The 12,075-nt window shown below is 66.3% G+C and carries 14 protein-coding genes; 11 read left to right on the top strand and 3 right to left on the bottom strand.

The features are described from left to right. Positions 1-40: 40 nt before the first annotated feature. Positions 41-907, top strand: coding sequence for a hypothetical protein (locus tag GV832_RS12740; protein ID WP_168775260.1), 867 nt, complete (start codon positions 41-43; stop codon positions 905-907). Between the two features lie 36 nt (positions 908-943). On the opposite strand, the gene irrA is transcribed toward GV832_RS12740, so the two are convergent. Together irrA and nhaA are read right to left on the bottom strand one after the other, a co-directional pair. Further along, positions 944-1,363, bottom strand: a complete 420-nt coding sequence (irrA, locus tag GV832_RS12735; protein ID WP_168775259.1) for an iron response transcriptional regulator IrrA — start codon at positions 1,361-1,363, stop codon at positions 944-946. Between the two features lie 7 nt (positions 1,364-1,370). After that, positions 1,371-2,498 carry a Na+/H+ antiporter NhaA gene (gene nhaA, locus GV832_RS12730; protein WP_168775258.1) on the bottom strand — a complete coding sequence of 376 codons (1,128 nt, stop codon included), beginning with the start codon at positions 2,496-2,498 and terminating at the stop codon, positions 1,371-1,373. 121 nt (positions 2,499-2,619) lie between these two features. On the opposite strand from nhaA, the gene fabA reads away from it, so the two are divergent. The 7 genes from fabA to GV832_RS12695 all read left to right on the top strand — a co-directional run bounded on the left by fabA (position 2,620) and on the right by GV832_RS12695 (position 8,491). Further along, positions 2,620-3,129, top strand: coding sequence for a bifunctional 3-hydroxydecanoyl-ACP dehydratase/trans-2-decenoyl-ACP isomerase (gene fabA / locus GV832_RS12725; protein ID WP_168775257.1), 510 nt, complete (start codon positions 2,620-2,622; stop codon positions 3,127-3,129). Between the two features lie 13 nt (positions 3,130-3,142). Continuing rightward, the gene (fabB, locus tag GV832_RS12720) at positions 3,143-4,372 is read left to right on the top strand and encodes a beta-ketoacyl-ACP synthase I (RefSeq protein ID WP_168775256.1); all 1,230 of its coding nucleotides are present in this window, start codon (positions 3,143-3,145) and stop codon (positions 4,370-4,372) included. A 52-nt stretch (positions 4,373-4,424) separates the two neighbouring features. Then, on the top strand, positions 4,425-5,213 hold the full coding sequence (locus GV832_RS12715) for an enoyl-ACP reductase FabI (protein WP_168775255.1): 789 nt from the start codon (positions 4,425-4,427) through the stop codon (positions 5,211-5,213). Position 5,214: 1 nt separating this feature from the next. Next, complete coding sequence (locus GV832_RS12710) at positions 5,215-6,021, top strand: hypothetical protein (RefSeq protein ID WP_168775254.1); 807 nt, start codon at positions 5,215-5,217, stop codon at positions 6,019-6,021. A 63-nt stretch (positions 6,022-6,084) separates the two neighbouring features. Further along, positions 6,085-6,483: a VOC family protein gene (locus GV832_RS12705; protein WP_168775253.1), complete on the top strand. Its 399-nt coding sequence runs from the start codon at positions 6,085-6,087 to the stop codon at positions 6,481-6,483. A gap of 39 nt (positions 6,484-6,522) precedes the next feature. Next, the gene (gene recO / locus GV832_RS12700) at positions 6,523-7,242 is read left to right on the top strand and encodes a DNA repair protein RecO (protein ID WP_168775252.1); all 720 of its coding nucleotides are present in this window, start codon (positions 6,523-6,525) and stop codon (positions 7,240-7,242) included. A 55-nt stretch (positions 7,243-7,297) separates the two neighbouring features. Then, positions 7,298-8,491, top strand: a complete 1,194-nt coding sequence (locus GV832_RS12695) for an MFS transporter (protein ID WP_168775251.1) — start codon at positions 7,298-7,300, stop codon at positions 8,489-8,491. A gap of 197 nt (positions 8,492-8,688) precedes the next feature. Here GV832_RS12695 and map read toward each other — a convergent pair whose 3' ends face one another. Then, positions 8,689-9,513, bottom strand: coding sequence for a type I methionyl aminopeptidase (gene map / locus GV832_RS12690; protein ID WP_168775250.1), 825 nt, complete (start codon positions 9,511-9,513; stop codon positions 8,689-8,691). A 69-nt stretch (positions 9,514-9,582) separates the two neighbouring features. Between map and GV832_RS12685 the strand changes: the two genes are divergently transcribed. From GV832_RS12685 to GV832_RS12675, 3 genes are read left to right on the top strand one after another with little or no spacing between them, the layout of a single operon-like run. Further along, positions 9,583-10,299 (top strand): competence/damage-inducible protein A, encoded by a 717-nt coding sequence (locus GV832_RS12685; RefSeq protein ID WP_168775249.1) that lies wholly within the window; start codon positions 9,583-9,585, stop codon positions 10,297-10,299. Next, positions 10,296-10,994 (top strand): GNAT family N-acetyltransferase, encoded by a 699-nt coding sequence (locus tag GV832_RS22525; protein ID WP_168775248.1) that lies wholly within the window; start codon positions 10,296-10,298, stop codon positions 10,992-10,994. Before GV832_RS12685 ends, GV832_RS22525 begins: the two co-directional genes overlap by 4 nt. A 10-nt stretch (positions 10,995-11,004) precedes the next feature. Beyond that, complete coding sequence (locus GV832_RS12675; protein ID WP_227754400.1) at positions 11,005-11,961, top strand: OmpA family protein; 957 nt, start codon at positions 11,005-11,007, stop codon at positions 11,959-11,961. The last annotated feature ends 114 nt before the right edge of the window (positions 11,962-12,075 follow it).

The raw sequence follows: 12,075 nt of genomic DNA, 5'->3' as shown, positions 1-12,075 counted from the left end.
GGCAAGCAAGCCCCGGCAGAAGGGGACGGAGGGGGGCGCCATGCGCTATGCATCGCTGGATCAATTCCTGGGGGGCGACAAGGCGGCCCTGGCCAAGGGGCCCCTGGCCATCCTGATCGCCGAGGATGGGGTCGAAGTCAGCTCCTCGATCGCGCATAACCTGAAGATCGGCTTCCTGCGCGTGCTGCTCTTGGCCGACCCCGGCTTGGCGCTGGACGAATTGCCGCCCCAGGTCGACCGCATCGACTATGACCCCCTGGCCGAGGGGGCGGCGGTCGAGGCGATCAACCGCATCCAGGCGGCGGCGCCGGGGATCTGGTTCTACTACGGCTTCAACGCGGAATACCTGTTCCACCCGTTTTGCGAGACGCGCAACATCCGGGAAATGCTGGCCTTTCACACCGAAGAGCGGCGCGATGCCATGCTCTCTTATGTCATCGACCTTTATGCCGAGGACCTGGGCGCCCATCCCAATGCGGTTTCGATCGAGACGGCGCACCTGGATCGGTCAGGCTATTACGCCCTGGGTCGGCCTGACCCGGCCAACCACAACCACCCCAAGGAAAGGCAGCTCGATTTCTTCGGGGGCCTGCGCTGGCGGTTCGAGGAACATGTCCCGCCCGCGCGGCGCAAGATCGACCGCATCGCCCTCTTCCGCGGCAAGCCGGGGCTGGTGCTGCGGCCCGACTTCACCTTCTCGGACGAGGAATACAACACCTACGCCTGTCCCTGGCACCACAACATCACCACCGCCGTGGCCTCGTTCCGCACGGCCAAGGCTTTGAAAACCAATGCGGGGTCGAAGTTCGACATCCCGACATTCCGCTGGCACAATTCGGTGGCCTTCCAATGGGGCAGCCAGCAGCTGATGGACCTGGGGCTGATGGAGCCCGGGCAGTGGTTTTAAGGGGCGGGGCAGGGTGCGTGATCTCACGCACCGCCCTTACCGCGTCTTGCGCAGCCGGATCACCACATCGACGCGGCTGATCTCGGTCCCATCGGGGGCCAAAGGCAGGCGCGCGATCTCGATCTGATCGGCCGGGGCATCGGTCAGGGCGCCCCGATCCTCCCAGTAGAAATGCGGGTGGTCGTCGATCCTTGTGTCGAAATAGCTGCGGCTGCCATCGACCACGATCTCGTTCATCAAACCCGCGTCACAAAAGGCGCGCAGCGTGTTGTAGACGGTGGCGAGCGAGACCTTCTCTCCCTCCCCCCCGGTCAGGGCAAAGAGGCTTTCGGCGGTGACATGGCGGTCTTGCCCATCACCCACCAGAAGCCGCGCCAGGGCAATGCGCTGCCGCGTCGGTCGAAGGTCGCCCTTCGCCAGCCAGTCACTTGCCCGCTGATCTGCCGTCATCTCCATCAGCCCATCATACAGGCTTGCCGCGCGCCGCGCCAGAGAGGATGCGCAACAGCGTCAACCCCAGCACCGCAGCCAGCGCCGAGGCCCCCAGCACGCCCGCGCGGACGGCGTTCATCTCGTCTCCCTCGCCGAAAGCCAGGCCCCCGATGAAGAGCGACATGGTGAAGCCGATCCCCGCCAGGAGCCCCGCCGCCGCCAGATGGCCCCAGGTGACGCCCTCGGGCCGCCTCAGGCCGAAAAGCCCCGCCACCCAGGCCATGCCGACGACGCCCACGAACTTGCCGACCAGAAGCCCCGCACCCACGGCCAGGGCCAGGCTCGCCCCCGGCCCCTCCAGCGACAACTCGCCCAGGGGCAGGCCCGCATTGGCAAAGGCAAAGACCGGAACGATGGCAAAGGTGACCCAGGACGCCAGCCGGGTTTGCAGGTCATGCAAGGGATGGCCCCCGCTGCGGCTCGCGGCGGGCAGGCAGAAGGCGGTGATGACCCCCGCCAGGGTCGCATGAAGCCCCGATTGCAGCACGCAAAGCCACAGGACCGCGCCCATCGCCAGTGTCGGCCAGACAAGGTCGGAGCCCCTGCGCATCCACCAGACCATGCCCGCCAGGGGCAAAAGCGCCGAAGCCAGCCACAGGACCTGCAAATCCTTGCCGTAAAACAGGGCGATGACCAGGATCGCGCCCAGGTCGTCGAGGATCGCCAAGGTCAAGAGAAAGGTCCGCAAGCCCGGCGGAAAGCCCTTGCCCGCCAAGGCCAGGACCCCCAGCGCAAAGGCGATGTCGGTGGCCGTCGGAATGGCCCAGCCCCGCGTCGCATCCGAGATCGAAAGGTAGATCAGCGCCGGAACCACCATCCCGCCCAGGGCGGCAAGCCCCGGCAGGGCCACGGCACGCAGGTCGCGCAGCGTGCCCGCGACCATCTCGTGCTTCAGCTCCATCCCGACCGCAAGGAAGAAGATCGCCATCAGCCCGTCATTGATCCAATGCAGGATGGAAAGCCCGAAATGGGCATGCAGCACGGCGTCATAACGCGCGGCCAGGGGAGAGTTCGCGACGACCAGCGCCAGAAGCGTGGCCCCGATCAGCACGATCCCGCCGAGGGCCTCGCCGCCGTTCTTGCTTTCCTCGTCGATCATCTTTGTCCTCGCAATGGTTGCCTCCGATATAGACACCCCCGCGCCCAAGGCAACCGCCGCCACCCTTGCGCAGGCGCTTCACGCTCTGTTACACGGGTTGAAACCTTGAAGGGGGGTCCTGATGAGCGTCTATCCGACCAGTTTCGACAAAGAGGCGCTTCTGGCCTGCGCGCGTGGCGAGCTTTTCGGCCCCGGCAATGCCCAGCTTCCCGCGCCGCCCATGCTGATGATGGACCGCATCACCGAGATTTCGGAAGACGGCGGCGAGTTCGGCAAGGGCCATGTCGTGGCGGAATTCGACATCACGCCCGAGCTCTGGTTCTTCGACTGCCACTTCCCCGGCAACCCGATCATGCCGGGCTGCCTTGGCCTCGATGGGCTCTGGCAACTGACCGGCTTCAACCTCGGCTGGCGCGGCTGGCTGGGGCGCGGCTATGCGCTGGGGGTGGGAGAGGTCAAGCTGACCGGCATGGTGCGGCCTGACCGCAAGATGCTGACCTACCGGGTGAATTTCACCAAGGCCATGACCTCGCGCCGCCTGACCATGGGCGTGGCCAATGGCATCGTCGAAGCCGATGGCGAGGTGATCTACCAGGTCACCGACATGAAAGTCGCCCTCTCTGCGTCCTAAGGAAGGATACACCATGCGTCGCGTCGTCATCACCGGGCTCGGCATCATCTCTCCCATCGGCAATTCGGTGGACGAGGTCGAGGCATCGCTCCGCGCGGGCAAGTCCGGCGTCATCTTCGCAGAAGATTACGCCGAGCACGGCTTCCGCAGCCAGGTCAAGGGCCAGCCCCAGATCAAGCTGGAAGACCATATCGACAAGCGCGACCTGCGCTTCATGGGGCCGGGCGCGGCCTATAACTTCCTGGCGATGAAGCAGGCGATCGAGGATGCGGGGCTGGAACCCGGCGATGTCTCGAATGAGCGGTCGGGGCTCATCATGGGCTCGGGCGGGCCTTCGACCTCGAACTTCTTCCAGGCCTTTGATGCGGTGATCAACAAGGGCGCGCCCAAGAAGATGGGGCCCTATATGGTCACCCGCTGCATGTCTTCGACCAACTCCGCCTGCCTTGCGACGCCCTTCAAGATCAAGGGCGTGAACTATTCGATCACCTCGGCCTGTTCGACCTCGGCCCATTGCATCGGCAATGGGGTGGAGCTCATCCAGATGGGCAAGCAGGACGTGGTCTTTGCGGGCGGCGGCGAGGAGCTGGACTGGACCCTGTCCTGTCTCTTCGACGCCATGGGCGCCATGTCGTCCAAGTACAACGACGCGCCCTCGACCGCGTCCCGCACTTATGACGCGACCCGCGACGGGTTTGTGATCGCAGGCGGCGGCGGGGTCGTCGTGCTGGAGGAACTGTCCCATGCCCTGGCGCGCGGCGCCAAGATCTATGGCGAAGTCACCGGCTATGGCGCGACCTCGGACGGTCATGACATGGTGGCGCCGTCGGGCGAGGGCGGCGAGCGCTCGATGCGGCTCGCCGTGGCGACCCTGCCCGAGGGCCGCAAGATCGACTACATCAACTCGCACGGCACTTCGACCCCCGCGGGCGACGTGACCGAGATGGAGGCGATCCGCCGCGTCTTTGGTCGCGGCCATACGCCGCCGACCGCCTCGACCAAATCGCTGACCGGGCATTCCCTGGGCGCAACCGGCGTGCATGAGGCGATCTATTCGCTGATCATGATGAACAAGAGCTTCATCGCCGCCTCGGCCAATATCACGACCCTGGACCCCGCCATCGACCCCTCGGAAATCGTCACCACGCTGCGCGAGAATGTCGAGCTGGATGGGGTCCTGTCGAACTCCTTCGGCTTTGGCGGCACCAATGCGACCCTGGTGATGAGCAAATACCGCGGCTGAACCCGGGGCCTTCGGGCCCCGCATTTTCGCAAGAATTTCGTCAGGAGAAGACATGGCTGATTTGATGAAGGGCAAGCGCGGGCTCGTCATGGGCGTCGCCAACGAGCGGTCCATCGCCTGGGGCATCGCCAAGGCCCTGGCCGATGAGGGCGCGGAACTGGCCTTTTCCTACCAGGGCGAGGCCTTCGGCAAGCGGGTCGAGCCGCTGGCGGCCTCGGTCGGGTCGGATTTCCTGGTCGATGTCGATGTGACCGATGACGAGAGCCTGACCGCCTGCTTCGCCAAGCTGCAAGAGCGCTGGGGGAGGATGGATTTCCTCGTCCATGCCATCGCCTTTTCGGACAAGAATGAACTTACCGGACGTTTCATCAACACGACCAAGGGGAATTTCCTCAATTCCCTGCATATTTCCTGCTTTTCCTTCATCGACGTCTCGCGCCGCGCGGCCGAGCTGATGCCGGACGGCGGGTCGCTGATCACCCTGACCTATGCGGGTTCCAATCGCGTGACGCCCAATTACAACGTCATGGGCGTGGCGAAAGCCGCGCTGGAATCGGCCACCCGTTACCTGGCGAACGACCTCGGGCCCCAGAAGGTCCGGGTCAACGCGATCTCTCCGGGTCCGATGAAGACCCTGGCCGGAGCGGCCATCGGCGGCGCCCGCGCCACCTTCCGCCACACCGAGGCCAACGCGCCGATGCGCCAGAACGCCACGCTGGAGGCCATCGGCGGCACCGCCGTGTGGCTCTGCAGCGACTACGGCAACTGCACCAGCGGTGAAGTGGTCCATGTCGACTGCGGCTATCACGTCCTGGGCATGCCGCAGGCGGAGAACATCTGACATGGCGGAGGCGGCGGCAGAGGGCCCCAAGACCCCGGCCCTTCCCCATCCCCTGCGGCGCCTCTTGGCCTACATGATCGACAAGGTTTTCGCCTGGCTGCTTCTGGGCCTGATCGTCGCCGTGACGGGTCTGGACACGCAGGACGAGCTTATGGCCTCTCCGCACAAAGAGTTCGAGATCAACTTCTCCTTCAGCATTCAGACGTCGCAGTTTCGCCCGATGCTGTCCCTTGGGACCAAGACCTGCGGCGCCCCGGTGCCAGAGACACGCGCTCTTCTCGGCCAGGCCCTGGACGGCACGGTCACGAAGGCAAACATCTGTATCAGCAGGATTTTCGGCGTTCCGATCGGCGGGTTTGCCGACCTTTCCCTCACCAAGGCGGATGGCAGCAGCGAATCCGGAACGGTGTCGCTCGGCACCGTCGAAGGGCCTTTGGTCTATGCCGACCACCTTGCCCTGGTGGTGATGCTGGCTGCCAGCTGGATCGGCCTCGTCGCCAAGCGCCGAACGCCGGGCAAGTGGCTGACCGGTCTCAAGGTGACGGGCCGTCCCCTCGCCCTCGTGGCGCGCGAGATGATCCGGATGAGCCCGGTCCTGGGCCTGCTCCTTTTGTCGATCTTGCCCTTCGGAGGCGGGCTGCCCTCCCTGTTGATTTACGGTGTCGCCCTTGGCATTCCGGCCGGGCTTGCGATCTGGCTTTGGCTGATGCCGATCCTGCGCGACGAGCCCTATGTCCCCTGGGACCGCTGGACCGGCTGCCGTCTGACCGAGGCGGACCAAGAGCCGGTGCTGGAACACCCGTTCTGAGCTTGACCCCGCCCCCATTCGCGCCTTACTTTGACATCAAATAAACCGCGAGAGGCCCCACCCATGACCCGGATGATCTTCATCACCCTGCCCGTGACCGACATGGCCCGGGCACGGGCCTTCTACCAGGCTTTGGGATTTGCCATCGACCCGAAATTCTCGGGCGAGACCTGGACCTGCGTCGTCTTCTCTGAGGCGATCTATTTCATGCTCTCGACGCATGAGCAGTTCCGCGAACATTCCCCCAAGCCCCTGATCCTTCCCTCCGAGGGCGCGACCTGCCTCTTTGCGCTCACTTGCGAGAGCCGCGCCGAAGTCGATGCAATGACCGAGGCCGCCATCGCCGCCGGGGGGCGCAGCTTGCATGACCCCGAGGACCTGGGCTTCATGTATTCCCGCGCCTTCGAGGACCCCGATGGGAACGGTTTTGGCCCGATGTGGATGGACCCCGCCGCCGCCTGAGCCCTTCCCCCCCAGCCCCTGACAGGGCATGCTGGGCCCATGGACTGGCAAGACGACGGCATCCTTCTGACGACCCGCCCCCATGGCGAAAGCTCGGCCATCGTCGAGGTCCTGACGGCCTCGCATGGCCGCCACATGGGCGTCGTGCGTGGCGGGGCCTCGCGTCGGATGGCGGGGGTGCTGATCCCCGGGACGCAGCTGGCGCTGCGCTGGCGGGCGCGGCTCGAGGACCATATGGGCAGCTTTACCGTCGAGCCGAAACGCTCCCGTGCGGTGATCCTGGAGGACCGGGGGCGGCTGGCCGCGCTCAACTCCGCCGTGTCCTTGCTTCACATTTCTCTACCCGAGCGCGATCCGCACCCGGCGCTTTACGCCCTCTCCCTTGGCCTTTTCGATCAATTGGCCGAGGGGGAGGAGTGGCTGACCCATTACATCCACTGGGAGCTCGCGCTCTTGGACCAGATCGGCTACGCGCTGGACCTGGGCAGCTGCGCGGTGACGGGTAGCAACCAAGACCTGGCCTATGTCTCGCCCAAGACCGGGCGCGCGGTGAGCCGGGAGGCCGCTGGCGACTGGGCACCCCGCCTTCTGCCCCTGCCTCGCATGCTGCGGCCCGGCGCCAACGGAGCCTCCGATCCCGATGCCGCCCTGGACCTGACCGGGCATTTCCTGGCCCGCGCCCTGCCCGATGCCCCCCTGCCCGACGCCCGCGCCAGGCTGCAAGCCTGGGTCACGCGTCACATTTCTGTCGCGGATTGAACGGCTTCGTCGCGCCCAAGCCAGAGCGGCGGGGAGCAAGCAGGCACAAGACCTCATGTCCTCCGCGCGCCCCCTTTGGCATTTCGCTGCCCTCGCCGGTCTTGAAGCCTCGGTCCGGGGCTCGCTGATCTCGGTCATGCCCTTGGTGGTGCGCGAGGCGATGGGATCGACCGTCGGCGCCTCGGAGGCCTATTTCCTGGTGGGGCTGGTCTCGCTGAGCTGGGGCCTGATGGTGCCTGCCGTGACGCGGCTGATCCCAAGGGGTCACACCTATTCGGCCGGCTGCTGCCTGTATCTTCTGGCCACCGCGCTGGCCTATAGCGGGGCGCCCCTCCTGGTGACCCTGGCGCTGGCCTGCAACTCGATGGCCACGGCGACGACCTTCGTCTGCTTCAACGCCTATGTGCTGGACAATGTCGAGCGCGAGAACCTGGGGAAGGTGCAGAGCCTGCAGATGGTGGTGGCCGCCGCGCCCTGGACGCTGGGACCGGTGGGCGGGGTCTGGCTGCACGACCTTTGGGCGCCGGCGCCTTTCCTTCTGGCCGGCGCCTTTGCCTTGGCGCAATTGGTGACCTTTCAACTCTTGCGCCTTGGGCATGGCCGCCAGATCGCCAAGGCCGAGGCACAGGGGCTGAACCCGCTGGCCTACCTCGCCCGGTTCGCGGCCCAGCCCCGCCTGATCGCGGGCTGGAGCTTTGCCGTGATCCGCTCCACCGGCTGGTGGGTCTATGTCGTCTACTTGCCCTATTTCTGCATCGAACAGGGGCTGGGACCGAATGTCGGCGGCACGGCCTTGTCGATTTCGAATGCGATGCTGATCTTCTCGCCCGTGATCCTGAGATTTGCCCGCAAGGCCTCGGTGCGGATCTCGGTGCGCCGGGCCTTTGCGCTCTGTGGGGCGCTCTTCCTCGCAGCCGCGCTGATCTCGCCCTGGCCCTGGGGCACGGTGGCGGCACTGATGGCGGCCTCGGTGCTTCTGGTGGCGCTGGATGTGGTGGGCGGGCTGCCCTTCCTCATGTCGGTCAAACCCTCGCAGCGCACCGAGATGTCGGCGATCTATTCCAGCTTCCGGGATGTCTCTTCGGTGGTGACACCCGGCATGGCCTGGGCCGTGCTGCTGGTGGCGCCCACCGCAGGCATCTTTGCCGCGACGGCAGCCTTGATGGGCGGCGCCTTCCTGGTCGCAGGCCGCCTGCACCCGAGGCTCGGCACGCCCCGCCCGTCGCGCGGCGGAGAGTTGACCCAATAGCGCGGCTGGCGCCGCAAGATATTCATCTCGCCTCTGGCCTGCGGCCAACCGGCTCGGGATATGCCTCCGGCGGGGATATTTGGGCCAGTGTGAAAGGAGAGCGCCTCTTTCCCTTTCACATTGGCTCAAATATCCTCGGGGGGGCCGAAGGCGGGGGGCAGACAGCCCCCCCTCGACAGGTCCGACGGGGGAACCCTTCAGAACTGGAAGTATTTCCCGCCCGGGGACAGCGTGAAAATCTCGCAGCCCGTGGCCGTCACGCCGACCGAGTGTTCGTATTGCGCCGAAAGGCTCTTGTCGCGGGTGATCGCCGTCCAGTCATCGGAGAGGACCTTGGTCTCGGGGCGGCCGAGGTTCACCATGGGCTCGATGGTGAAGATCATGCCTTCCTCGAGCACGGCGCCCGTGCCGGGGCGGCCGTAGTGGAGCACATTGGGCGGCGCGTGGAAGACGCGGCCGAGGCCATGGCCGCAGAAGTCGCGGACGACGGACATGCGGTTGGCCTCAACGAAAGACTGGATCGCGTGGCCGATGTCGCCGAAGGTGTTGCCGGGTTTGACGGCGGCGATGCCGCGCATCAGGGCCTCATGCGTGACCTTGATCAGGCGCTCGGCGAAGGGCTTGGGGGTTCCCGCCACATACATGCGGGAGTTGTCGCCGAACCAGCCGTCCACGATCACCGTGACATCGATGTTCAGGATATCCTGCTCTTGCAGCACATCGCTGGACCGACCCGGGATCTTGGCCCCGGGAATACCGTGGCAGACCACATGGTTGACGCTGATGCAGGAGGCATGCTGATAGCCGCGATAGCCGACCGTGGCGGAGACGACGCCATGACGCTCGATCTCCGCCAGGATGAAGTCCTCGATCTGACCCGTCGTGGCGCCCGGTTTCACCATGGCCCCGACGTCGTCCAGGATCTGGGCCGCGATGCGTCCCGCCTCGCGCATGCCGGCGAAATCCGCGTCTTCATAGATGCGGATGCCGTCCTTGGTGATGCGGCCGCGTGTGTCGTCCATCGGGTTGCCCTTTTTGCTCGCGCCCTAGATAAGGGATCGGCCCGGATATTGCCAGAGGGGGGAGCGCCCATGACCAACCAAACCGCCGCCATGCTGGTGATCGGGGATGAAATCCTGTCGGGCCGCACCCGCGACAGCAACATGCATTACCTGGCGAACCGCCTGACCGAGCACGGGCTTTCGCTGCGGGAAGTGCGCGTCGTGGCCGATGACCATGCGGCCATCGTGGCGGGCGTGCGGGCTTTGCGAGGCTATGACCAGGTCTTTACCTCAGGGGGCATCGGACCGACCCATGACGACATCACCGCCGAGGCCGTGGCCGATGCCTTTGGCGTCGCCATCACCCATCGCGCCGATGCCATGGCTCTCTTGGGCGCGCATTATGCCGCCCGGGGGCTGGAGTTCAACGAGGCCCGCCAGCGCATGGCCCGCATCCCTGACACGGCGACGCTGATCGACAACCCGATCTCGATTGCCCCGGGCTTCACGCTGGGCAATGTCCATGTCATGGCCGGGGTCCCGAAGATCTTCGAGGCCATGGTCGAAGGCGTTCTGTCCACCATTTCGAGGGGCGTGCCTTTGCTGTCGCGCTCGCTGCGGGTCGAACGGGGCGAGGGCGAGATTGCCACGGCTTTCGCCGCGTTCAATGCGGAGTGGTCGGATCTGCAAATGGGCTCCTATCCCTTCACCCAAGATGGCAAATACGGCACCAACCTGGTGATAAGGGGCCATGACGCGGCGCGGCTCGATGCGGCGCTGGAGGCCCTGGCGCAGGTCATGGCGTGAGCTTCGCGGAGGCGCTCGAGGCCACCTGGCCCCCGGCCGAGACGCTAGCCTTTGGGCCCTTCGTGCTCCGCCGGGGCGCGGGGGGCGGCAAAAGGGTCTCGGCGGCCAACCGGACGGGGGCTTTCACGGCCGAGGATATCGCCCGGGCCGAGGCGGCGATGCAGGACTGGGGGCAGGAGAAGCTCTTCGTCATCTGGCCGGGGGATGAGGCCCTGGACCAGGCGCTGGACGCGCGGGGCTACAGGGTGATCGACCCGGTCCTGGCCTATGAGGGCACCCTGCCCCTCTCCCCTCCGCCCCATATGGCGACCTTCCCGCATTGGCCCCCCATGCAGATCGCCTGCGACCTTTGGGCCGAGGCGCATATCGGCCCGGGCCGCCTTGCCGTTATGGAGCGCGTGAAGGGCCCCAAGGCAGTGATCCTGGCGCGGAGCGACGACAAGCCCTCGGGCGCGGGCTTTGTGGCGGTGCATGGGGCGACCGCGATGATCCATGCCGTCGAGGTGCGCCCCGCGATGCGGCGGCGCGGCGCGGGACGGCATATCCTCCTGGCGGCGGCGGCCTTTGCGGCGGAACATGGCGCGCGGACCCTGGCCCTGGCCGTCACCGAGGGGAATTCCGCCGCCCGTGCTCTGTATTCTTCCCTTGGGATGCAGGTTGTGGGACAGTATCACTATCGCATCCAAGAGCCATAAGGCCGAGCAGTTGAGACTTCCCCTGATCCTGTGCCTGGCGCTGGCCAGCCCGCTTCATGCCGCGCCCCTGCTGGACATGCCGGCCCTTGCCTCGGAAATCGGCGGGCGCGGCGAAAGCCCTTCCTCGCTCCGCCTGCCCGAGGGGCCCTTCGACGAGGGCATGATCCCCTTGCGCGAGGTCGAGGGCACGGTGGAGCAGCGCGCTTACCGGCTTCAGGGGCGGCTGACGACCTTGCAACTGTATGAGCCGCTGGCCGCGCAGATCGCGGCCCAGGGCTATGCGACGGTGTTTTCCTGCGAGGCCGATGCCTGCGGCGGCTTCGACTTCCGCTATGGCATGGCCGTTCTGCCCGAGCCGCAGATGCATGTCGATCTGGGGGATTACCGCTATCTCTTGGCCGAGAAGCCCGGGGGGAAAGAGGTCATCGCGCTTTTGGTCAGCCGGACGGCGGATCAGGGCTTTGTCCAGGTCTCGAGCGTGACGCCGCTGGACGCCAAGGCGCGGGAGGCGATCCGGACCGGGGCGGTGCGGGCTCCTGCGGCTGGCTCCGGGGCCCCCTCTGCCGAAGAGGCGACCCAAGCCGCGCCCGCAGGCGATTTCGGCGCGGCCTTTGCAACACGGGGCGCGGCGGTGCTGGAGGACCTGGTCTTCGCCTCGGGCTCGGGCGGGCTGGAGCCGGGGGATTATCCCTCGCTGAAAGCCCTGGCCGATTGGCTGATCGCCCATCCGGATCGCAAGGTCACGCTTGTGGGCCATACCGATGCCTCCGGCGCCCTGGCCGCCAATGTGGCCCTGTCGAAGAAGCGGGCGCAGTCGGTGCGGGCGGCGCTGGTGGCGCTTGGCGCCTCGGGGCCGCAGATCGACGCGCAGGGGGCGGGCTACCTGGCGCCGCGCGCGGACAATGACACGCCCGAGGGTCGGGCGAAGAACCGCAGGGTCGAGGTCATGCTGACCCCGGCGTTGTAAGCGCCGTATCCCCTCTCTCCCAGCCGCCCCGGGCTTGAGCCCCTGGGCCTCGACGATAAGAGAGCAACCGAAAGACAAAGGCCCGGGGTTTATGCCCGGGCCTTTGTCCTATCT

The organism is Stagnihabitans tardus, from assembly GCF_009925085.1.
Lineage (GTDB): Bacteria > Pseudomonadota > Alphaproteobacteria > Rhodobacterales > Rhodobacteraceae > Stagnihabitans > Stagnihabitans tardus.
This window is presented reverse-complemented; position numbering and strand designations above follow the sequence as displayed.